Raw genomic sequence first — 23,194 nt, 5'->3', positions numbered from 1 at the left:
AAACGGAGGAAAATGAATGGCAGAAGTATCAGTCAAACAACTTGCCACTGACATCGACACACCGGTTGATCGTCTTCTCCAGCAGTTTGTCGATGCCGGTATCAGCAAGAGCAAGGCCGACGACATGGTTAGCGAGTCTGAAAAGCAGACCCTGCTGGCACACCTGAAGAAACAGCATGGGGGTGACGAGGTCGCCACTCCTGCCCGCATGACCTTGCAGCGCAAGACCAAGAGCACCATCAGTGTTCAGGGTACTGGCGGCAAGAACAAGGAAGTGCAGGTAGAAGTGCGTAAATCTCGCACCTATGTAAGACGCTCGGCGCTGGAAGATGAACAGCGTCAGGTGGAAGCCGAGGAAACAGCGCGTTTGGAAGCAGAAGAAAAAGCTCGTTGCGAGGCCGAGAATAAGGCCCGTCTCGAAGCTGAAGAGAAGGCTCGCCGTGAGGCTGAGCAGGCTCGTCGTGACGCTGAGGAAAAGGCGCGGATCGAGGCACAATCAAAGGCTCGACAGGCTCCACAGCCCGCCAAAGCAGCCAGTAGCACAGCTCAGCAAGAGGCAGAAAAGATGGCCAAGCGCGAAGCAGAAGAACTGAAGCGCCAACAGGAATTAACCGCTTTGCAAAAAGCAGAAGAACTCGCCGCAAAGAAAGCCGAAGAGGCTCGTCTTATGGCAGAACAGAATGGCCCTCGCTGGGCTGAAGAAGAAGCTGCTCGCGCCAAAGAGAGCAGTGACTATCATCTGACCACCAACAAGCATGCGCAAGCCGCAGAAGATGAGTTGGATCGGAAGGAAGAGACCAGCCGTCGTACCGCTGCAGCTGCTGCGGTCAAGGCCCCGAAAAAGCCGGGTCGTCGTGAAGATGATCGTGACTCACGCAACCCGCGTGCCCGTAAAGGCAAGCGTGGCAAGGTGGCTACTCCTAACGCGATGAAGCATGGCTTCAACAAACCCGCGGTAGTGGTCAACCGTGACGTGGTCATTGGCGAAACCATCACTGTAGCCGAACTGGCTAACAAGATGGCCGTCAAAGGCGTGGAAGTCATCAAGGCGATGATGAAGATGGGCGCCATGGCGACCATCAACCAGGTGATCGACCAGGAGACCGCTCAGCTGGTCGCCGAGGAGATGGGTCACAAGGTAGTGTTGCGTCGTGAGAACGAGCTGGAAGAGGCGGTACTGTCCGATCGTGACGAGACCTCCGAAGCCAAGCCGCGCGCTCCGGTCGTGACCATCATGGGCCACGTTGACCACGGTAAAACCTCGCTGCTCGACTATATCCGTAAAGCCAAGGTTGCTGCTGGCGAAGCCGGTGGTATTACCCAGCATATCGGTGCTTACCACGTCGAAACTGACAGTGGCATGATCACCTTCCTGGATACTCCGGGTCACGCTGCGTTTACCTCCATGCGTGCTCGTGGTGCCAAGTCCACCGATATCGTGGTACTGGTTGTTGCTGCCGATGACGGCGTCATGCCGCAGACCATCGAAGCGATCCAGCACGCCAAAGCGGCTGGGGTACCTATCGTTGTCGCAGTTAACAAGATCGACAAGCCTGAAGCGGATCCGGATCGCGTCAAAACCGAGCTGTCCCGTTACAACGTAATGTCTGAAGATTGGGGTGGCGATAGCCAGTTCGTTCACGTCTCTGCCAAGTCTGGCGAAGGCATTGACGATCTGCTGGAAGCCATTCTGATCCAGTCCGAAGTACTGGAACTGAAAGCCGTCGTTGATGGTATGGCAAGCGGTGTGGTTGTTGAATCCTTCCTCGACAAAGGTCGTGGTCCGGTTGCAACCGTACTGGTTCAGCAAGGTACCCTGCGTCAGGGCGACATCGTCCTGTGTGGTCTGGAGTACGGCCGTATTCGTGCGATGCGTGACGAATTGGGTCGCGACATCAAAGAAGCAGGCCCGTCTCTGCCGGTCGAAATCCTCGGTCTGTCCGGGGTGCCGTCTGCCGGTGACGAAGCCACTGTTGTACGTGACGAGAAGAAAGCCCGTGAAGTGGCACTCTATCGTCAGGGCAAATTCCGCGACGTCAAGCTGGCTCGCCAGCAGAAGGCCAAGCTGGAAAACATGTTCGCCAACATGACCGAGGGCGAAGTGTCCGAAGTGAATGTGGTGATCAAGGCCGACGTACAGGGCTCTGTGCAAGCTATCTGCGATGCGCTGGTTCAGCTCTCTACTGATGAAGTTAAAGTCAAGATCATCGGCTCAGGTGTTGGTGGCATCACCGAAACTGACGCCACTCTGGCTGCCGCTTCCAGCGCCATCCTGGTTGGTTTCAACGTCCGTGCTGACGCATCTGCGCGCAAGGTCATCGAAGCCGAGAGCCTGGATCTGCGTTACTACTCCGTCATCTATGATTTGATCGACGAAGTGAAGCAGGCCATGAGCGGTAAGCTGGCTCCTGAATATCGTCAGGAGATCATCGGTCTGGCTCAGGTGCGTAGCGTCTTCAAGTCACCCAAGTTCGGCGCTGTTGCTGGCTGTATGGTCACTGAAGGTATCGTCAAGCGCTCCAACCGTATCCGTGTTCTGCGTGACAACGTGGTTATCTATGAAGGCGAGCTGGAATCCCTGCGCCGCTTCAAGGATGACGTTAACGAAGTCCGTAACGGTTACGAGTGTGGTATCGCGGTCAAGAACTACAATGACGTGCGCGAAGGCGACCAGATCGAAGTTTACGAGACTGTTGAAATTCAACGGACACTGTAAGCCGAGAGTCAGACAAAATAGGGGGCCACGGCCCCCTTTTATCGCAGGATAGAATATGGCCAGAGAATTCAGCCGGACCCGTCGGGTCGGACAGCAGATCCAGCGTGAAATCGCGCTGATCCTGCAGCGTGAGGTGAAAGATCCCCGCATTGGCATGGTGACAGTTTCCGATGTGGAAGTGTCCAAAGATCTTAACTATGCAAAAATTTACGTTACTTTTCTGCAGTTGGAGAATGACGGCGATCGCATCAAGGAAGGCCTGTTGGGTCTGACTGAAGCTGCCGGTTATATCCGCAGCCTGCTTGGCAGCGCCATGCGTCTGCGGGTAGTGCCTGAGCTGCGTTTCTACTACGACCAGACCCTGGTCGAAGGGATGCGTCTCTCCAACCTGGTGACCAACACTGTGCGCGAAGACAAGCGTCGCATGGCCGAAGCTGGCCGTGACGAAGAGACGGATGCCACACCCGATGACACAACAGAGGATAAAGCCTGAGATGTCACGCAGACGTCGTTTCAAGGGCCGTGATGTTCACGGCATCCTGCTGCTGGATAAGCCAACCGGTCTGACCTCCAACGATGTGTTGCAGAAGGTCAAGCGGATCTACAACGCCGCCAAGGCTGGCCACACTGGCGCCCTGGACCCGTTGGCGACCGGCATGCTGCCGATCTGCCTCGGTGAGGCCACCAAGTTCTCCCAGTATCTGCTGGAGGCGGACAAGCGCTATGAGGTGACCGCCAAGCTGGGCGAGCGCACCAATACCAGCGACTCCGACGGCGAAGTGGTGTCCACTCGTCCGGTGAACGTGGCTATGGGTACCCTGATTGAGTCGCTGGATCAGTTCCGCGGCCCGATCATGCAGGTGCCGTCCATGTATTCTGCGCTCAAGCACAATGGCCGCCCGCTCTATGAGTATGCCCGTGAAGGCATCACCATCGAGCGTGAAGCCCGTCCCATCACGATATTCGAACTCAAACTGCTGAGCTTCGAAGGTGATGAAGTGCGCCTCGAAGTGCACTGCAGCAAAGGCACCTACATCCGCACGCTGGTCGATGACCTGGGTGAAGTGCTGGGTTGTGGCGCTCATGTCACCCAGTTGCGTCGTACTCAGGTTGCCAGCTATCCCTATGATCGGATGCTGACCCTGGAGCAGCTGGAGTGCATTCTCGAGCAGTCCAAGGCCGAGAGTACCCCGCCGCGCGAGCAGCTCGATCCGCTGCTGTTGCCGATGGATACCGCAGTGGCATCTTTGCCTGAGGTGAACATGCTGGCGGTGGTCGCTGCCTATGTGAATCAGGGCCAAGCGGTACAGGTGCCTGGCGCACCGGCCAGCGGTCAGGTTCGCATGACAGTCGGCCCTGAGCGCGAGTTTATCGGCGTGGGTGACATTGATGCTGATGGTCGGGTTGCGCCCAAGCGATTGGTGCGTTATCACGACGATAACATCGAGGAGTAATCCTCTGGCGGTATCGGCGCGTCTTTCCCGTTGCGAAAATAGCCGGGGACGATTATGATACCGCCCTCATTTCACGGCTGAATTAGAGATTGGCTGTGAACCTTTAAACACTCTACTGGAGTACACACATGTCTCTAAATGCTGAGATCAAAGCGTCCATCGTTGCTGACAACGCTCGTTGCGCTAACGACACTGGTTCCCCCGAAGTGCAGGTTGCCCTGCTGACTGCCCAGATCAACCATCTGCAAGGTCACTTCAAGGAGCACTCAAAGGACCACCACGGTCGTCGCGGTCTGCTGCGCATGGTTTCCCAGCGTCGTAAGCTGCTGGACTACCTGAAGCGTAAAGATGTTCAGCGTTATGCTGCTCTGATCGCCAAGCTGGGTCTGCGTCGTTAATCGACCATCAGATTTCGCGAAAAAGGGGAACCGTGAGGTTCCCCTTTTTTATTGCTCTTCAAGTCGTTGCCTGCTTCACAGAATTCGTGTCCCCGCTTACCTTTTGCAGTGAATCAAGTATACTTGTGCGCGAATTTAAAGAGCCAAATTGTAAAAAAGGAAATTCACGTGAATCCTATTGTAAAGTCATTCCAGTACGGTCAACACACCGTCACGCTGGAAACCGGTGTGATGGCCCGTCAAGCCACTGCGGCCGTTATGGTCAGCATGGACGATACCTGCGTATTTGTGACCGTAGTTGGTAAGAAAGAGGCCGATCATGGCCGTGATTTCTTCCCGCTGACCGTCAACTACCAGGAGCGTACCTATGCTGCTGGTCGTATCCCGGGTGGTTTCTTCCGTCGTGAAGGCCGTCCGAGCGAAGGTGAGACCCTCACTTCCCGCCTGATCGACCGTCCTATTCGCCCGCTGTTCCCGGAAGGCTTCCTCAATGAGGTTCAGGTGGTTGCCACCGTCATGTCCGTGAATCCGCTGGTTTCTCCGGACATCGTTGCCATGATCGGTGCCTCTGCTGCACTGGCCATCTCCGGTATTCCGTTTGGTGGCCCGATTGCAGCTGCTCGCGTGGGCTACATGAACGGTCAGTACATGCTGAACCCGACTACCGCTGAACTGCCGCAGAGCGATCTGGACCTGGTGGTTGCCGGTACTGCCAACGCGGTACTGATGGTTGAGTCCGAAGCTGCCATCCTCTCTGAAGAGGTGATGCTGGGCGCCGTGGTATTTGGTCACGACCAGATGCAGATCGTCATCAATGCGATCAACGAGTTTGCTGCCGCTGTTGGCACCAAGCCGTGGAACTGGACTGCGCCTGCCGTTAACGAGCCGCTGAAAGCCAAGATCGCCGAGCTGGCGACTGCCGAACTGGGTGAAGCGTATCGCATCACTGAGAAAGCAGTACGTTACGAAGCCATCGGTGCCATCAAGGCGCGCGTGGTTGAGCAGGTCATTGCTTCCGGCGTTGCCGACGATGCCAAGAAGATCGGTGAAGAGTTCCACAGCCTGGAAAGCCGCATCGTCCGTGGCCGCGTAGTGCGTGGCGAGCCGCGTATCGATGGTCGTGATCCGGAAATGATCCGCGCCCTGTCTGTCGGCACCGGCATTCTGCCCCGTGCTCACGGTTCTGCCCTGTTCACCCGTGGTGAGACTCAGGCCATCGTGGTTGCCACTCTGGGTACCGAGCGTGACGCTCAGAACATCGATGAGCTGGCTGGCCATCGTGCCGACCGCTTCATGCTGCACTATAACTTCCCGCCGTACTGCGTCGGTGAGACTGGCATGATGGGTAGCCCCAAGCGTCGTGAAATCGGTCACGGTCGTCTGGCCAAGCGTGGCGTTGCTGCCGTAATGCCGAGCGCCGCCGAGTTCCCGTACGTGGTGCGTGTGGTGTCTGAAATCACCGAATCCAACGGCTCCTCCTCCATGGCTTCTGTCTGTGGTTCCTCCCTGGCGCTGATGGATGCGGGTGTGCCGATCAAGGCCTCTGTTGCCGGTATCGCCATGGGTCTGGTGAAGGAAGAAGAAGGTTTCGTCGTGCTGTCCGACATCCTGGGTGACGAAGATCACCTGGGTGACATGGACTTCAAAGTAGCCGGTACTACCGAAGGTATCACCGCGCTGCAGATGGACATCAAAATCGAAGGCATCACCAAAGAGATCATGGAGATTGCCCTCAAGCAAGCTCGTGGCGCTCGCCTGCACATCCTGAAAGTGATGGATGAAGCCATCCAGGCTCCGCGTAGCGAAATCTCTGATTTTGCCCCGCGTATCCACACCATCAAGATCAATCCTGAGAAGATCAAGGACGTGATCGGTAAGGGTGGTTCCGTGATCCGTGCGCTGACCGAAGAGACCGGCACCAACATCGAGCTGGATGATGACGGTACTGTTCGCATCTCCGCCGTGGCCAACGAAGCTGCCATGGAAGCGATCCGTCGTATCGAAGCGATCACCGCCGAGATCGAAGTGAACCGCATCTATGAAGGTAAAGTGGTCCGTCTGGCTGACTTCGGTGCCTTCGTCAATATCCTGCCGGGTAAAGATGGTCTGGTACACATCTCCCAGATCACCGACGCTCGCGTGCAGAACGTGGCTGACCACCTGACCATCGGTGACGTGGTCAAGGTGAAGGTACTGGAAGTTGACCGTCAGGGCCGTGTACGTCTCTCCATCAAGGAAGCGAACGCCCCGACTGAAGCTGCACCTGCCGCTGATGCTGCTCCGGCTGCTGAAGAAGCGCCTGCCGCAGAGTAATCTGCCGCTCTGATACCGGACTGGTTTCGGTTGACGTAAAAAGTCCGGCTCCCCTTGGGGAGCCGGACTTTTTTATGGTCAAAATGCACGCGGGAGAGCTTACTTGCCAAGGATGGCATATTGCATCTCTTGCAGAGGGAGCACATGGCGAGCGGCCCCCAGTTTTATCGCCTCTTTGGGCATGCCGAAAACCACGCAGGAGGCTTCGTCCTGGGCATAGGTGTTGGCACCGGCTTCCAGCATCTCGCGCAATCCCCGCGCACCATCATCCCCCATGCCGGTCATGATGATGCCGGTGGCGTTCTTGCCGGCATATTTGGCGACGGAGCGAAACAGCACATCCACCGAGGGTCGATGACGGTTGATGAGCGGCCCATCGACCACTTCGACGTGATAGTAGGCACCGCTGCGCTTGAGCAGCATATGTTTCCCGCCGGGAGCAATCAGCGCGAGTCCGGGGATCACCCTGTCATTGTTTCTCGCCTCCCGTACTTCTATCTGGCAGACCCCGTTGAGCCGCTCAGCAAACATGGCGGTAAATTTCTCCGGCATGTGCTGCACAATGACAATGCCGGGGCTGACCCGGGGCAGGGCAGTCAGCACTACTTCCAGCGCTTGGGTGCCGCCAGTGGAGGTTCCGATGGCAATGAGCCGTTCAGTGGTTTGTGCCATGGCATCTTGGTTGGGTGGCAGCATGACATCCGCACTGAGTTTGGTGCTGATCGGTGAGGGGGCAGGCTTGCCAACACGTTTAAGATTGGCCTGAGCGGCAGCCCGCACTGCCATGGCCAGATCGTGGGCGGATTCTTGCAGAAAGCTTTTTAATCCCATGGTTGGCTTGGTGATGATATCCACTGCACCTGCAGCCATCGCTTGCAGTGTGGTTTCCGCTCCCTTTTCGGTGAGAGATGAGCAGATCACCACCGGTGTCGGGTGTTCAGCCATGATTTTGGTGAGAAATGTGATGCCGTCCATGCGTGGCATTTCCACATCGAGCACGATGACGTCAGGCCACTCTTTCTTCAGTTTTTCCTGAGCAAACAGGGGATCTGATGCCGTGGCGATCACCTTGATGTCAGGCTCCTGCTCCAGCACCGCTTGCAATACCTGTCTGACGACGGCGGAATCATCCACCAGCATGACCCGGATTTGCTTCATTCTCGCGACTCCCGTTGATGTGGCAGACGATGATGGCGGAGCCAGACACTGCCGTTGCTGAGCTCAAAGAGCAAGCTTCGGTGGCCGCTATGGCCAAGATGATGAGCCTTGATATCAAGGCCAAGGTCTCTGGTCAGCTGCCAGGCTGCCTGAATATTTTTGGTGGCGACATTGTTGTCGCTCTGTGCGTATTGCTGCTCGGTGAACATGTTGCCTCCCCCGAACAGCTTGGCTTCGTACTCATGAATGGGGGCGGGATAGTGACCGGCTGCCTGCACTAGCAAGGCGAGGGCCTCATCGGCATAGCGTCCATCAAGCCCGGTCGAGGGGTTGCCTCGCGTGGGTAACATGTAGTGACACATGCCCCCCTGTTTTTGCTCGGGATGCCACAGAGTGATGGCGATACAGGACCCCAGCAGGGTTTTGACCACCACATCCTCCTTGCCAAAAAAGAGTTCGCCCGGTTGCAGGATCACCTCCCGTGCCATGGTTCATCTCTTCTGATAAATGGAGGGGGACACCAACTGCAGGCCGTGAGGCAAGCCGTGCAGGCTTTCAGCGTGGCTGACCAGCAGATAGCCACCGGGTTTGAGCCGAGGGACCAGCCGTTGCAACACTTGCCCTTTGGTCTCCTTGTTGAAATAGATCATCACGTTCCTGATGAAGATCACGTCGAACATCCCCAGATCCGGCAGCTCCTGATTTAGGTTAATCTGCATGAAATTGACTTTGTCCCGTAACTTGCGGTCGATGATGAAGATACCCTCCTGCAAACCGACCCCTTTGAGGCAGTACTTCATCAAAAAGGGCAGCGGAATGTTGTGTGCCCGTTCGATCAGATAGCGCCCGCTTATGGCCTGTTCCAGCACCCGTGACGAGATGTCAGATGCCACGATTTCCCAGTTGAGGGTGCCGCGCTTCTCTGCCAGCGTCATGGCCAGACTGTAAGGCTCTTCTCCCGATGAGCTGGCGGCACTCCAGATCCGTAAGGTGCGTTCTGTCGGGAAGTGCGCAAGTACTTGCCTGGTCAGAAACTCGAAGTGTTTGGGCTCCCTGAAAAAGTAGGTTTCATTGGTGGTGAGCAGATCGAGCGCCAGCTGTAGTTCGCTGCTACGGTCGTTCATGATGAGCTGGAAATAGTCGTCATAACTATCCAGCTCGTAGTGGCAGAGTCGTTTCGCCAGCCGGCTGGCAACCAAAGCCTTTTTGGCCGGAGACAGCTCTATTCCCGCCGTTTGATGAAGCCAGTGCTGGAAACGGGAGAACTCATCATCATGCAACTGGGTTTGATACAAAATCCTGCCCCTCTACCAGTGACGTCGGATGCAGGAGAGGCAAAGCCTCTCCCATAGCTAGAATCGGACAAAATCGGCGTCGTTGAGCGGTGGTCGCGACTGACTTGATGGTCGTTCATTACCAGGGGTGTTGCCCTCGTTGATGAAACGCCCCTTGGTGATCGCATTGCGTGTCGTGGCGTGGGCCCGGCTATCCTTGCGCACTTCCTCCAAAGTGAAAAACTCCATGGCCAGCTGTAGCTGCTCGGCCTGGCTGCTCATCTCCTCGGCAGTGGCTGCAAGCTCTTCACTACAAGAGGCATTCTGCTGGGTGACCTGGCTTAACTGATTCATGGCCAGGTTGATTTGGCTGACCCCTGTCGATTGCTCATTGGAGGCTGCGCTGATCTCCTGTACCAAGTCAGAGGTTTTGTTAATGGACGGCACCATCTGATCCAGCAAGCGACCTGCTTTTTCTGCCATCTCCACACTACTGGAGGCGAGCTCGCCAATCTCCTGTGCTGCAATTTGGCTGCGCTCTGCCAGTTTGCGCACCTCTGCGGCTACGACCGCAAAGCCTTTGCCATGGTCACCTGCCCGTGCCGCTTCAATGGCTGCGTTGAGTGCCAGCAGATTAGTCTGGTAGGCGATGTCGTCGATGATGCCAATTCGTTTGGCGATCTGCTTCATCGCATCGACGGTGAGTTTGACGGCTTCCCCTCCCTCGACGGCCTCTTTGGCGGCCTTGCTGGCCATGCCATCGGTGACTTGAGCGTTGTCGGTATTCTGGTTGATGCTGGCGCTCATCTGCTCGATGGAGGCGCTGGTCTCTTCCATACTGGAGGCCTGTTCACTGCTGGATTGGCTGATGGACTGGGCTGTCGCGCTTACCTGCTCGGCGGCGCTGGAGAGGTTGTCAGAGGCGCCGCGAACTTCGGTGACGATTTTGGTCAGCGAGGTGATCGTGATGTTGAGTGAATCCTTGGTGGTACCAAAAATACCGGGATAGTCAGCCTCTATCTGTTGGGTCAGGTCCCCTTTCGCCAGACATTGCACGACCCGGATAACCTCGTTAAGGGTGCGGTCGATCACTTCGGCAATCTGGTTGATCCCTTCACCCATCGCCTGAAAGAAGCCGCTCTTGCCAGCAAGCTCCATCCGGCGGTGCAGTTCACCATTGATCACTGCCTGTACGATGTCGGACATCTCTTTCTCTATCATCACCTCCTTGGTTCTGTCTGCCCATTCTACGACTGAGCCCATGCGCTCGCCGCTATCGCTGAAGACCGGATTGGCAATCAGGGAGAAGGTTCGTCCTCCCAGCTGGATCTGGGTTCGGAATGTATTGTTGAGTTTGGCCAGCATCGCCCGTTGATGGCTGGGATTTTTATGAAAACTGTCGATATTGGCGCCCATCAGCTGATTGGCATTGAAGCTGTAGAGCTCTTTTTTAATGTCCGTTTCAGCCTGATTAAGCATGCCGGTCACGGCCTCGTTCATATAAATAATGTCGAGATTGGTGTCGGCGATCATCACGTTGGTGCTGGCGCAGTCCAGTGCCTTGCGAACCAGTCGGTTCTCATTGAGCAACGCCTGACTGTTCCTGACTTCATCCCGGCTCTGCTCCAGCTTGTCGCTGAGCAAGGCCACCACGTCGTTGACGGCATTTCCTATCGTGCGCAGGGCATTATCCAGCCCGGAAAGGTCGAGTGGGGCTGGGGGGCGATCTTCCACTATGGCGCGCTGGAGTTGCCCGATAGCGTCGAGTAACAGGGCCTGTTGTCTTGCTTCTGCGGCATCGTTCCCGAAGAGTTTACCTAAGAGTGACTGGGTCATGAGCGTTTCCTTATGCTGCATGTCGTGGAGTGTGGGGGCCTGTTCAGGAGTGTTGCAGACCGCCTTGCGGTAACCTTGCCTGTGGCTGGGCCAGTTCGTTGAGTTGTGCCATCTCATCGAGTGACAACACTTTTTCGGTATCGATGAGGATGACGAATTTACCGCTGACTTTGCCCATGCCGCTGATAAAGTCAGCTCTGATGCGGGCGCCAAAACTTGGTGGTGGTTCAATATCAGTTTGTGGAATACATAACACCTCCGACACCGAATCCACCACGACACCTATATCCTGGCTGACAGGTTCATCACCCTGCTGCGCCATCCCCTCAATGATGATAATGCAGCTGCGGCGGGTAATATTTGAAGGGGTATTGCCAAAGCGCGCACTGAGGTCAACGACCGAGACAACCGCTCCTCGCAGATTGATGACGCCACGAATAAAGCTCGGCATCATCGGGATGGGAGTGATATTGCCGTATTCAATGATCTCTTTGACCCCCAGAATATTGATGGCGAACATCTCGTTGTTGATCAGAAACGTCAGGTACTGGGCATCGCCGCTGCTCTCGCCAGCGGCCAATAATGGCAGCGTGATGTCGGTGGATGTATGCATGGTCGCCTCCGGTTAGAAACGGACAAAATCCGCTTCAGTAATGGAATGGGATGATGGTTGATTGGGCTGACTGGCCCGTTGTGGCGGTGCGATGAAACTGCCTCTGGGAGGCATCCCCTTGTGGCCGGTTTCATGGGGCCTGGAGTTGAGCTGCGAATTTTTTTCCAGAGCGAAGAAGGCCATGGTTTGCTGCAGTTCGCTGGCTTGCGAGCTCATCTCTTCAGCGGTGGCCGCCAGCTCCTCGCTACTGGCTGCATTCTGTTGTGTCACCTGATTGAGTTGGCTCATAGCCAGACTGATCTGGTTGGCTGCACTGGCCTGCTCGCCCGAAGCGGCATTGATCTCTTGTACCAGATCAGAGGTCTTGCGAATGGAGGGGACGATCTTCTCCAGCAGGTTGCCGGCCCGCTCTGCCTTGCTGACGCTGTCGGAGGAGAGCTCGCCAATCTCTTGCGCTGCGATCTGGCTGCGCTCCGCCAGTTTCCTCACCTCTGCGGCAACCACCGCAAAGCCTTTGCCATGTTCTCCGGCGCGAGCTGCCTCGATGGCCGCGTTGAGCGCAAGCAGGTTGGTCTGGTAGGCGATGTCATCGATGATGCTGACTTTCTTGGCGATTTGCTGCATGGCGGTCACCGTCTGTTGTACGGATTGGCCCCCTTCGCTGGCTTCCAGCACCGAGTTGCTGGCCATGCTGTCGGTGATCTTGGCGTTCTCGGTGTTCTGGTTGATGCTGGCGCTCATCTGCTCGATAGAGGCGCTGGTCTCCTCCACACTGGCCGCTTGCTCGCTGGTGGCCTGACTCAATGCCTGCGCCGTATTGCTCACCTGATTGGAGGCGTTGGTCAGGTTGTCGGCGGCATTACGTACCTCTTCGATGATATTGGTTAGTGCGGTGATGGTCTGGTTGAGACCATCTTTGGTCTGGCCAAAAATACCGGGGTAGGGCTCATCGATCCGCTGGGTCAGATCCCCCTTGGAGAGTGCGGTGGCGATGCGCATCACATCTTCCAGGCTGGTATCTGTCACATTGGAGAGGCGATTCAGTAACTCGGATACCCGCTTGATATAGCCCTGGCGATCCTCCAGTGCAATCTTGTGGCTGAAGTCTCCCTGCTCGACGGCGGCAGTGACCAGGGTCTCGATATCCGTGATCAAGGCCCCCAGTTTTTTGACCATGTTGTCCATCGCCATCAAGAGTTGGCCCGCCTCGTCGTTGGATTCGATCTTGATTGATACATCCAGATTGCCCTCGGCCAGGCTATTGGCCACGCGCAGGGCCTGTTCGATCGGGGTGATGATGCTCTTGATCAACATGGCGCCAAACCAGGCGGCGAACATGATGCCGACCGCGATAACCACCGCCATGGTTATCAGCATCACGTCATACCAGGATTGCGCTGCGGTATATTCCGACTTGGCCACGTTGAGCTGCAGGTTGACCAGCTCGGTGATTTTGTTACCTATCGGGTCGATGGAACCATACAGAGTGCCGTCAAAATTGCTCAGCATGCCGGCAATCATGCCGTGCTGGGTGGCGAGGAATTTCTCCAGTTTGCCAATATCGGTATCGGCCGAGTTGAACAGGGTTGTTGCCTCGGCTGACAAACGCTGCTCATCCGGGGTGAGGGTGGTGGACTGGTAGTTATGCCACTCGTTCTTGATCGTCTGTTGGGCCTGTTTAATTTGAGTCAGGGCCTCTTCTGCCGGGATCAGCCCCGCATTGGCCTTGTTGAGGTTGTCGATGATCGACACTGCATAGCTGTCGGAGATGGTCTTCAGCTGCTTGAGAGGAACCACCCTGTCGTTGTAAACACGCTGCAACCCGGTATTGCTGCTCTGCATGTTGTATAGCCCGAGGCTGCCAACGGCCAGCAGCAACAGGCAGAGCATGCAGAGCAGCACGATGAGACGCAATTTGATGGTGGAGTTTTTGAACATGATGGTCCCCTCAGTTGATGCTGGATTGAGGCAGGTTGCGCGATACGGTCAACCTGTTGAGCTGACTGGATTCTTGAGTTATCGCGTGCTGGATCAGCGAGGGAATGTCGAGGATCAGGGCGACCTCTCCTCCCCCCAGAATGGTTGAACCACTGATGCCCTGCAGGCGCTGGAATAATTTTCCCAACGGCTTGATGACGGTCTGGAATTCTCCCAGCAGTTCATCCACCACCAGGCCGGATTTTTTGCCTGCATGGCTGACCACGACAATGTTCTCGCGCCGCCCCTTGCTGCCATTGGTATCGAAGTAGTGTTGCAGGCGGATAAAGGGCAGCACCTCGCCACGCAAATTGATGTAATTACGGCCCTGGGTGTCGGCCAGTGCACTCTGGGTCAATTCCACGCACTCGATCACCATATCGAGCGGAATGACGTAGTGGGTGTCGCAGACCCGCACCAGGAAGCCGTCGATGATGGCAAGGGTAAGCGGCAGGCGGATCTGCACGCGGGTTCCTTTTCCCGGGATGCTGTCCAGATCGACCGTGCCGCGCAGGGCAGTTATGTTGCGTTTGACGACATCCATCCCTACTCCGCGACCGGAGAGGTTGGTGACGGCCTCTGCGGTGGAGAACCCCGGCTCGAAGATCAGGTTGTATATCTCCTGATCCGTCAGCGTGGTGGTGGTGCTGATCAGACCGCGCTCGATGGCTTTTTGCTGGATCCTGACTTTGTTGAGACCTGCACCGTCATCCCGAATTTCGATGACGATACTGTTGGAGTCGTGATAGGCGTTGAGATTCAGGGTGCCGCGGGGTGATTTGCCTGCCAGCAGCCGTTGTTCTGCCGATTCGATACCGTGATCCATCGAGTTTCTGACTAGATGCATCAGCGGGTCACCGATCTTCTCTACCACCGACTTGTCCAGTTCGGTCTCGGCTCCGGAGATCACCAGCGTGATATCCTTGTTCAGCTCCTGACTGACATCGCGCACCACCCGTTGGAAGCGGTTGAAGGTATCGCCGATAGGCACCATGCGCAGGCGCAGCGCACTGTCACGGATCTCTTCCACCAGCATGGCGATGACCGAGGTGGCTTCCTGCAGCTGGCTCTCTCGGGTGCGCTGGGCCAGCAGATTGGCCCCTGAACTGGCTACCACCAGCTCCCCGACCAGATTGATCAGGTCATCCAGCTTGTCGGCATGCACCCTGACGTAACGACCCTCTTTGCTCTTGCTCTCCTTGGTCTGGTTCTGTTTTTTCAGGGCGGCATCGACCACTGCTTCGTTGACTGCACCCTGCGCAATCAGGATCTCCCCGAGTTTGGGCGCTTGCTCTGGCGGGGTTGCTTGCTGTGCCTGCAGACCATTGGCCAGCTCCTCTGCGGTCAGGGCGCCGGTGTTGACCAGCAACTGTCCCAGCATGGCGCTATCTTCCGGCAGTGACTCGATCAGGTTGATGAACTCGGCGATCTTGCTGTGGGGCGGCAAGATGGTGATCTGGCAGTCATCTCTGACAAATTCAAAAACATCGCTGATGGCCGCCTTGTCTGCCTGCGAGTCGAAGTCTATCTCGTAGCCGAGGTAGCAATTCTCCGGATCGAACTGCTCCCAATCCGGTAGCGCCTGATGGATGGTCTCCATCGAGCAGATGGTGCCGAGTGTGCCGAGATAACGCAGAAAGGCGGCCGGATCCATGCCGTTGCGCAGCACGTCGGGGCCAAAACGCAGGGAGATATGCCACAAGGAGGCGGAGCTGGTAATGCCTCCCTCTTTTTCGATCTTGGGTTCAGGTGTATGCACCCTATCTGGCAGCGTGGCATGGGGGACGCACTGATGACGGGTGAGGGCGAGCCTCAGCCGTTCATCCTGACTGGCATCGTTTTCGCTCAGCGCATCGCCCTGTTCTGCAACGACGCTGATCAGCATCTGGATGTGGTCGCAGCTTTCCAGCAAGTCTTTGATCAACACGGAGGTGACGGTGAGCTGCTGATTACGGATCTGGTCGAGCAGGTCCTCGATGATGTGGGTAAACCCGACGATTGGCTGCAGACCAAACAGGCCAGCAGAACCCTTGATGGTATGGGCTGCGCGGAAGATGGCGCCTATCAGCTCGCTATTGTCCGGGTCAGCCTCCAGTGAAAGCAGGGCTGACTCCATCTCTTCGAGCAACTCCCGTGCCTCGGCGATATAGGTGTGTAAAGCCTGATCAAGATCGATGCTCACGGTGACTCCTTGTCATGGTGGCTCAAGGCCGTTCGCCATGGGTGATGAGGGTGGGGTCGCCAAAAAAGACTGAGAGCTGGCACAGCTCCAGCAGCTCCAGCACAACGTTGCTGTGCCAGATCAGTGCCAGGGATGAACCTTGCTGTAGTGCGGTTTTCTTGGCCGCCAGCAGCAGTTGTAGCCCGGCGCTGTCTATCTCGGATACCGCGGCCAGATTCAGCTCCAGTTCGCGCCCCTGATGCAGCAAGGGCGAGAGGGCATCTTTCAGCTCGCTGACCGTATAGATGGTGATCTCGTCCGGCATGGTCACCACCACCTTGTTGTCGAGCAGCTCATTCTGTAGTTGCATGATGCGCTCCGGATCAGGGCATGATGAGCTTGGCGACGGCGGCCAGCATCTGCTCGGGCTGGAAGGGCTTGACCACCCACGCTTTGGCTCCTGCGGCTTGTCCTTCCTGCTTCTTGCTGTCTTGCGACTCGGTAGTCAGCATGATGACGGGGGTGAATTTGTAGCTGGCCAGCTTTTTGGCCTCTTTGACGAAGGTGATGCCATCCATGTTCGGCATGTTGACATCACTGATGATCAGGTTGATCTTCTTGCCATCAAGCTTCTTGAGCGCATCTTTGCCGTCGTTCGCCTCCATTACTTCATAACCAGCCCCCTTGAGGGTCATGCCTACGACTTGGCGAATGGTTGCCGAGTCATCCACGATCAGGATCGTTTTGCCCATATCTCTCTCCTAGAAAAATGTGATGTCGGCGCTGCTTGGCTGCGCTTTGACAGAACGGGTGGTGCGACCATGGTGAATATTGCGCTGCTCATCAGTGGCATATGAGAGTTCCATCTCTGCCAGCCAGCGATTGGCATCGATCTGGATTGGTCCCCCTGTCTGGCTGTTCTGCTCGGAAGTAACGAGGTGGTTGGAGAGGCTCTCCATGTTTTGTCTGACGTGGCTGAGGATCTGGCTGACTCTGTCTTGAAATTGCAGCGAGACAATGACATTGGAGATTTCGAGGTGGATCTCCGTGCTCTCGTTTTGCAGCAGGGACGCCGATTCCGCCAGGCTATCGGTGGCATGGCGAAAACGCGTCAGCACTTGTTCTATGGTCTGCTCCGAATTGAGCGCCGAGGCGTGATCCCGAGCCGCCGCATTCTCGGCAATCTGGAAAGCACGGCCGATAGCGGTGTTGATGGTATCGACCTTTTCGGTCATCTTCTGGGCGGTCTCGCTGGAGAGGCGCGAGAGGTTGCGAACCTCATCGGCAACGACGGCAAAGCCACGACCGGCTTCGCCAGCGCGAGCGGCTTCAATGGCAGCGTTGAGAGCCAGCAGATTGGTCTGGGAGGCGATTTTGGCCACATCCATGGCCATGGTGTTGAGCTCTATGGTGTAGGTGGTCAGGCTCTTGATTTCGGCCAGCATGGCATCACGGTTTGCCTGGGCAGAGTGCAGGATGGCAACCACCTCATTGAGTTGTTGCTGGCTCTCGCTCAAGACCCCGGCCATGCCACGGGAATTGGCATCACCCAGTTCACCAGCGGCCAGATGGGAGGCATTGACCGCCTCTTCCAGCTTGCTGGCCAAGCCGCTGAAGCGTTGAGTCAAATCGATCATCGCCGCTTCGGTCTGTTGGCGAGAGTTTTCAATCTGTTGTGACCAGATGGGCAGTGCCTTCTCGCACACCTGTTCGAGCCCGACGATGGAGCGGGCGAGGGTATTGGTTGTGGCGGGTTCTTCCCGCTCGGCACTGTTTCGTTGCAAGTGCCGGTGGAAGTGGCTGGATGCCCAGAGGGCGGCTGTGATGGCAACCAGCACATTGAGCAGCAGATAGAGAGGTGACAGCGCATCGGCGAGTTGCAGCAACAGGCAGCTCAGCAGAGCAAGCCCGATGCAGCAAATCCAGCAAACCGGTTCCCAAAGCGGTGTGTTCACGCCACTTTTGTGTTGTGCCATACGTAGCTTATCCCTGTGCAAGTATCTGGTAAGAGGTCAAGGAGCTGGACTGCGAGAGTCATGGTGTCTCTTGAAGCTCTTTTATTTATAGTTGTCTCAGTAAGGTTAGCGGAAAAAAATAAATTGGCTGCAAATCGGATTTGTTTGCATCAGCGATAGCACTATAGGGGGATGGCAAAGAGGATGGCGGGAGGCGAGAGCTGCGGGTAAGGAACGGGAGCGGCGGGCAAGGAAAGAGAGGGAAGGAGCCTGATGATTCAGGCTCCTGATGAGGATCAGGCCTGGTTGGCGTGGGCCTTCTTGCATCCTTCAACGGCGTGGGCAATCAGCTCCAGCGCACTCTTGTCGCAGGGGGGCAGTTCGGCATCGCATGAGTTGATGGGGGTGACGCGATCGCCCCACTTGATGATGGCAGCGCCCCAGGTCAGGCCTGCGCCGAAGGCAGCGGTCAGCAGATAGGAGTTCGGCTTGACGCGGCCCTGCTCCAGCGCCTCGCACAGGGCGATAGGGACGGTGGCGGCGGAGGTGTTGCCGTAGTTTTCGATGTTGACCATCACCTTGTCCATCGGGGCATTCATCCGCTTGGCCAGGGTCTCAATGATGCGAACATTGGCCTGATGGGGCACGATGAGATCAATCTGCTCAGGGGTTATACCGGCCTGGGTGAGTGCGCTCGTGGTAGCCTCGCCCATCCCGCGCACCGCGCGCTTGAATATCTCCTGGCCTTCAAAGTTGAAGGTAAACAGACCGTCGATATCGGCAAAACGCACCCGATCGGTACCAAAGTTCGGTACGTGCAGGATCTCTCGAGCTTCGCTGTCACAGCCGAGTTTGTTGGCAATCAGGCCACACTCCTGCTCGCTCGCCTCGATCACCACTGCCCCCGCACCATCACCAAACAGCACTGCGGTATCGCGGCGGGTCCAGTCCAGCAGGTAAGTCAGACGCTCGGCACCGATCACCAGTACCTTCTTCATCATGCCAGTTTGTACCAGGGATGTGCCGACTGACAAGGCGTAGACAAATCCGGTACAGGCGGCATTGAGGTCAAACACGGCGGAGTTGACGGCCCCCAGTTTCTGCTGCACCGCAGAGGCTGCGTTGGGCGCGAGGGTATCCGGGGTTGCTGTCGCCAGTATGATGCAGTCGATATCGGTGGCATCCAGCCCGGCACAGGCCAATGCCCGGCGACTGGCCAGGGTGGCGAGATCCGAAGTGCTGACGTGGGAGATCCGGCGAGCCTTGATGCCGGTACGCGGATAGATCCACTCGTCTGATGTATCCATGATGGTGCTGAGGTCATCGTTGGTCAGCACGGAGGGAGGCAGGCATTTGCCCCAGCCGGTGATATTGGCGTATTTCATCTTGTTACCGCTTCTCAAAGTGGATCGCCCGCGGGCGGAAAATCGTGCAATTATGCCGTACGAGACAACCACTGTCATCTTGTGGTCATGGCTATGCGCAGGGTGAGCGGCTGCGCCATCTGGCCCGAAAGGGCTGCAACGTGCTGAACATGGCAGGAAATTTTGCTTAAAACGCGGGCCTCGGCTGCCCTAAGATAGTCGTTTCTCCACCGATGAGGGTATCCCTTGCTCAGAGCCAATCTCAACTTGCTACCCACCCTCAAGGTGCTGTTGGAGACCCGCAATATCAGCCGCGCCGCCGAGCTGCTGCACCTGAGTCAACCCTCCATCAGCAAGCAGCTTGCCCAGTTGCGCTGCGAGTTTGACGACGAGCTGCTGGTACGGGAGGGGCAACGCTGGCTGCTGACGTCACGGGCAGAGCTGCTGGCCGCCCAGCTGGCGGATTCTCTCGGGGCGCTGGAGCGGCTCTACGAGGCGCCCGGGTTTGACCCGAGCCGCTGCGAGCGGGTATTTCGGCTCGCTTCCTCTGATTATGTGGCCCAGCATATTCTGCCCGATATCTGCGCCGCGCTCGCCAAAGAGGCGCCGTTGGCGGCGCTGGAGTACAGCCTGTGGGATAAGCGTCAGTTGCCGCAGCTGTGGCAGTCCGAGCTGGATCTGGTCTCCACCATCACCGAGCAGGTACCGGATCAGATCCGTGGACTGCATCAGGGGGAAGATCGGCTGGCGGTGCTGATGGGAAGCCACCATCCATTGGCGGGCAAGGCGCTGAGTCTCGATGACTATCTCGCCTGGCCTCACCTGCAGGTGAGCGGTGGTGGCGACAAGGACAGCCCGGTAGAGCAGGTATTGGCGCCGCAGGGGCTAAGTCGGCGCTGGTTTGCCAGGGTTCCCTTCTTTCAGGCGGCGGTGGAGGTGTTGCTGCGTACCGATTGCCTGATGACCACCCCGGCCCATATCGCCTGGCAGCTCTCCTGCGGTCATGGGCTCACCTTTGTCGATCTGCCATTTGCTACCCGCGACCAGCAGTATCATCTGCTGTGGCACCAGCGCCACCATCAGGATCCGGCCCACCGCTGGTTCCGCGAGCTGGCCTACCCCTTCCTGCGGGATCACCTGCAACGCACCGTCGGCGAGAGTCGCAAGCAGCTCGATCACACAGGTTAGCCCCGGTCAGTTGTGTGGCGCTATAGCCATGGGTTATGGGTTCTATTCATAACTTTCACTACTGGCATAATGGCTCAGCCCGTACCCTGAGTGCAGGTCATCATATCGAGCACAACAGAGGAAAAGCATGGAACTGACGAGTTGGCTGGCTCTGGCCGCAATCTGTGTGATGGGCGCCATCAGCCCGGGGCCGAGTCTGGCGCTGATCATCCGCAACACGGTGCAGGGCGGGCAGGGGCATGGTGTCGCCACTGCACTCGGTCATGGCCTCGGGGTTGGTATCTATGCGCTGGTCACGGCGCTCGGCCTCTCCATTTTGATCACCCAGACTCCGCTCCTGTTTGATCTGATCCGCTACGGCGGCGCCGCATTTCTTGCCTGGCTCGGGGTGAAAGCCCTGCTGGCCAAGCCTGCCAGTGGCGAAGCGAGTGAAGAGGTGCACCAGTTGCGTGGTCGGCAGGGGGCCTTTGAAGGCTTTATGGTGGCCTTCCTCAATCCCCAGCTGGCGGTGTTCTTTATCGCCCTGTTCAGCCAGTTTGTGCGGGCCGATACCGGCTGGAGCGAAGGGGGAATCATGATGCTCACCGCTGGCGGGATCGATGCCGTCTGGTACGTGCTGGTGGCGCTGATGCTCTCTCGTGGTCCCGTACTGGCGTGGCTCAAAGCCAAATCCTTCGTGATCGACAAGGTAAGCGGCTTGGTGCTACTTGGATTGGCCTTGAAGGTGGTGCTTTAGTCTTCTCGTGGACGATCTGCAGCTGGCACCCAAGGTGGTTATCTAATCCTGTATTTCGCGGATACCTTAAGCGGGATCAAGGCACGCGGGTGGTGAATGGGCTAGAGTAGCGCCCATTTGCTGTCCGCCCTGATCCCGAGACCATGCACCAGAACAAGCACCCTTTAAGCCACAACAACCGGTTGGAGCTGCTGGCTCCGGCCAAGAACCTCGCCTACGGCATCGAAGCCATCAACCATGGCGCCGATGCCGTCTACATGGGCGGCCCTGCCTTTGGTGCCCGCAGTGCGGCGGGCAACTCCCTCGAAGATATCGAAGCGCTGGCGCGCCACGCCCACCGTTTCGGTGCCCAGGTCTTTGTCGCCTTCAACACCTTGCTGCACGACCACGAGCTGGAGCAGGCTCAACGGCTGACCCACCAGATCTACGAAGCGGGTGCCGATGCGCTTATCGTGCAGGATATGGGGCTGCTGGCGCTGGATTTGCCTCCGATTGCGCTCCATGCCAGTACCCAGACTGACAACCGCACGCCGGAGAAGGTGAAGTTTCTGCAGGATGTGGGCTTCTCTCAGGTGGTGCTGGCGCGCGAACTGTCGCTCGAGCAGATCCGCGAGATCAGCGCGGCGACCAATGTGCAGCTGGAGTTCTTTATTCACGGCGCGCTCTGCGTCTCCTACAGCGGCCAGTGCAACATCAGCCACGCCCGTACCGGTCGCAGTGCCAACCGCGGTGAGTGTGCCCAGCTCTGCCGTCTGCCCTGCTCGCTGCAAAAGCCGGACGGTGAAGTGCTGGTGGCCGACAGCCACCTGTTGTCGCTCAAGGATATGGATCAGACCGACAACCTGGAGGCGCTGATCGCCGCGGGGATCCGCTCGTTCAAGATTGAAGGGCGCCTCAAGGGGCTGGATTACGTCAAGAACGTCACCGCTTGGTATCGCAAAAAGCTCGACGCCATTCTTGAGCGCCGCTCCGATCTGGTGGCCGCTTCGGCGGGTCGTTGCAGCTACAGCTTCGAGCCGGATCCGAAAAAGAGCTTCAACCGCGGCAGCACCGACTACTTCCTCAATGGCCGCCAACAAGGTATCGACTCCACCAAGAGCCCGAAATATGTGGGTGAGCCGCTGGGGCGTGTCACCAAGGTGACCAAGGATGGCATCGAGATCGACGGCAAGCAGGTGACCCTCAACAACGGCGACGGTCTGGGCTTCTTCAAGCCGAATAACGAGCTGGTGGGGATGCGCCTCAACAAGGTCGAAGAGAAGGCAGAGAGTAAGCTGTTACTCCTGTCAGAATCCATGCCGGGGCTGAAAGTAGGCACCGAGCTCTACCGTAACCATGATCAGGCGTTCAGCAAGATGCTGGAGAAGGCGAGTGCGGATCGCCGTATTCGGGTCGATATGCAGCTCTCTGAATGTGATGAGGGCTTGTGCCTCACGCTTACCGATGAGCAGGGCATCTGCGCCGAAGTGACCCTGCCGTGCGACAAGCAGCCGGCCGACAATCCGGAGCGGGCGTTGCAACAGGCGCGCGACCAGCTCGGCAAACTCGGCAATACCCTGTTTGTGGCGCGCAAGATTGAGTTGGCATTCACTCACCCGCTATTCATCGCGGCATCACAGCTTAACGGGCTGCGCCGGGATGGCATCGCCGCGCTGGAGGCTGCGCGTGTGGCCAGCTACCAGCGCCCGGAGCGACGCATCGCCCTGCGGGAAATCAGCTATCCCCAGCACCGCCTCTCTTACCTTGGCAATGTGCTGAACAGTGCGGCCGAGCAGTTCTTCCGCGAGCATGGGGTCGAGCGCATTGCTCCTGCCTATGAGGCGAACAAGGAGGAGGGGGAAGTGGTGCTGATGATCACCAAGCACTGCATCCGCTACAGCCAGAACCTCTGCCCGAAAGAGGTGCCCGGTCTCAAGGCCGAGCCGCTGGAGCTCAAGATGGGTAAAGACACCTTCCGCCTGCGTTTTGACTGCAACCGCTGCGAAATGCAGGTGATGGGCAGCCTGAAACGCTGATCCAATTGCCCCTTTCTCCGTCAGGAAAAGGGGCAA

At 57.4% G+C, this 23,194-nt stretch carries 19 protein-coding genes; 8 read left to right on the top strand and 11 right to left on the bottom strand.

What is annotated here, in order from left to right; all coding sequences use genetic code 11:
• Nucleotides 1-16: 16 nt before the first annotated feature.
• The 5 genes from infB (at nucleotide 17) to pnp (ending at nucleotide 6,881) form a co-directional block, all read left to right on the top strand.
• Nucleotides 17-2,716, top strand: coding sequence for a translation initiation factor IF-2 (gene infB, locus CF137_RS00470; protein WP_068977841.1), 2,700 nt, complete (start codon nucleotides 17-19; stop codon nucleotides 2,714-2,716).
• Nucleotides 2,717-2,771: 55 nt separating this feature from the next.
• Nucleotides 2,772-3,209 carry a 30S ribosome-binding factor RbfA gene (gene rbfA / locus CF137_RS00465; RefSeq protein ID WP_042018165.1) on the top strand — a complete coding sequence of 146 codons (438 nt, stop codon included), beginning with the start codon at nucleotides 2,772-2,774 and terminating at the stop codon, nucleotides 3,207-3,209.
• Nucleotide 3,210: 1 nt separating this feature from the next.
• Nucleotides 3,211-4,170, top strand: a complete 960-nt coding sequence (gene truB / locus CF137_RS00460; RefSeq protein ID WP_042018162.1) for a tRNA pseudouridine(55) synthase TruB — start codon at nucleotides 3,211-3,213, stop codon at nucleotides 4,168-4,170.
• A gap of 128 nt (nucleotides 4,171-4,298) precedes the next feature.
• Nucleotides 4,299-4,568, top strand: coding sequence for a 30S ribosomal protein S15 (rpsO, locus tag CF137_RS00455; protein WP_005326646.1), 270 nt, complete (start codon nucleotides 4,299-4,301; stop codon nucleotides 4,566-4,568).
• Nucleotides 4,569-4,736: 168 nt separating this feature from the next.
• A complete protein-coding gene (gene pnp / locus CF137_RS00450) occupies nucleotides 4,737-6,881 on the top strand; it encodes a polyribonucleotide nucleotidyltransferase (RefSeq protein WP_042018159.1) in 2,145 nt (714 codons plus the stop codon).
• A gap of 99 nt (nucleotides 6,882-6,980) precedes the next feature.
• Here the strand turns inward: pnp and CF137_RS00445 are convergent, their stop codons facing one another.
• From CF137_RS00445 to CF137_RS00395, 11 genes are all read right to left on the bottom strand, one after another.
• A complete protein-coding gene (locus CF137_RS00445; protein WP_139717174.1) occupies nucleotides 6,981-8,039 on the bottom strand; it encodes a protein-glutamate methylesterase/protein-glutamine glutaminase in 1,059 nt (352 codons plus the stop codon).
• Nucleotides 8,036-8,527: a chemoreceptor glutamine deamidase CheD gene (cheD, locus tag CF137_RS00440; RefSeq protein WP_101321254.1), complete on the bottom strand. Its 492-nt coding sequence runs from the start codon at nucleotides 8,525-8,527 to the stop codon at nucleotides 8,036-8,038. Before cheD ends, CF137_RS00445 begins: the two co-directional genes overlap by 4 nt.
• Nucleotides 8,528-8,530: 3 nt before the next feature.
• On the bottom strand, nucleotides 8,531-9,334 hold the full coding sequence (locus CF137_RS00435) for a CheR family methyltransferase (RefSeq protein ID WP_101321252.1): 804 nt from the start codon (nucleotides 9,332-9,334) through the stop codon (nucleotides 8,531-8,533).
• 57 nt (nucleotides 9,335-9,391) lie between these two features.
• Nucleotides 9,392-11,149: a methyl-accepting chemotaxis protein gene (locus CF137_RS00430; protein ID WP_139717172.1), complete on the bottom strand. Its 1,758-nt coding sequence runs from the start codon at nucleotides 11,147-11,149 to the stop codon at nucleotides 9,392-9,394.
• 43 nt (nucleotides 11,150-11,192) lie between these two features.
• Nucleotides 11,193-11,762 (bottom strand): chemotaxis protein CheW, encoded by a 570-nt coding sequence (locus CF137_RS00425; protein WP_139717170.1) that lies wholly within the window; start codon nucleotides 11,760-11,762, stop codon nucleotides 11,193-11,195.
• A gap of 12 nt (nucleotides 11,763-11,774) precedes the next feature.
• Nucleotides 11,775-13,700, bottom strand: coding sequence for a HAMP domain-containing methyl-accepting chemotaxis protein (locus tag CF137_RS00420; RefSeq protein ID WP_139717168.1), 1,926 nt, complete (start codon nucleotides 13,698-13,700; stop codon nucleotides 11,775-11,777).
• Nucleotides 13,701-13,710: 10 nt separating this feature from the next.
• On the bottom strand, nucleotides 13,711-15,921 hold the full coding sequence (locus CF137_RS00415; protein ID WP_139717167.1) for a chemotaxis protein CheA: 2,211 nt from the start codon (nucleotides 15,919-15,921) through the stop codon (nucleotides 13,711-13,713).
• 22 nt (nucleotides 15,922-15,943) lie between these two features.
• On the bottom strand, nucleotides 15,944-16,270 hold the full coding sequence (locus CF137_RS00410) for an STAS domain-containing protein (RefSeq protein ID WP_139717165.1): 327 nt from the start codon (nucleotides 16,268-16,270) through the stop codon (nucleotides 15,944-15,946).
• 13 nt (nucleotides 16,271-16,283) lie between these two features.
• The gene (locus tag CF137_RS00405; protein WP_068977849.1) at nucleotides 16,284-16,652 is read right to left on the bottom strand and encodes a response regulator; all 369 of its coding nucleotides are present in this window, start codon (nucleotides 16,650-16,652) and stop codon (nucleotides 16,284-16,286) included.
• Nucleotides 16,653-16,661: 9 nt separating this feature from the next.
• Entirely contained in the window at nucleotides 16,662-17,876 is a 1,215-nt protein-coding gene (locus CF137_RS00400) for a methyl-accepting chemotaxis protein (protein WP_139717162.1), read from the bottom strand.
• Between the two features lie 275 nt (nucleotides 17,877-18,151).
• Complete coding sequence (locus tag CF137_RS00395) at nucleotides 18,152-19,240, bottom strand: ketoacyl-ACP synthase III (RefSeq protein ID WP_139717160.1); 1,089 nt, start codon at nucleotides 19,238-19,240, stop codon at nucleotides 18,152-18,154.
• A gap of 225 nt (nucleotides 19,241-19,465) precedes the next feature.
• Between CF137_RS00395 and CF137_RS00390 the strand changes: the two genes are divergently transcribed.
• From CF137_RS00390 to CF137_RS00380, 3 genes are all read left to right on the top strand, one after another.
• Nucleotides 19,466-20,407, top strand: coding sequence for a LysR family transcriptional regulator (locus tag CF137_RS00390; RefSeq protein ID WP_139717158.1), 942 nt, complete (start codon nucleotides 19,466-19,468; stop codon nucleotides 20,405-20,407).
• 127 nt (nucleotides 20,408-20,534) lie between these two features.
• Nucleotides 20,535-21,143, top strand: a complete 609-nt coding sequence (locus CF137_RS00385) for a LysE family translocator (RefSeq protein WP_139717156.1) — start codon at nucleotides 20,535-20,537, stop codon at nucleotides 21,141-21,143.
• 143 nt (nucleotides 21,144-21,286) lie between these two features.
• Nucleotides 21,287-23,158, top strand: a complete 1,872-nt coding sequence (locus CF137_RS00380) for a peptidase U32 family protein (RefSeq protein WP_139717154.1) — start codon at nucleotides 21,287-21,289, stop codon at nucleotides 23,156-23,158.
• Nucleotides 23,159-23,194: the final 36 nt, after the last annotated feature.

It is taken from the genome of Aeromonas sobria, assembly GCF_006243315.1.
GTDB classification, from domain to species: Bacteria; Pseudomonadota; Gammaproteobacteria; order Enterobacterales; family Aeromonadaceae; genus Aeromonas; species Aeromonas sobria_A.
The sequence above is the reverse complement of the archived record's forward strand: the minus strand, read 5'-3'. Positions and strand labels throughout refer to the sequence as shown.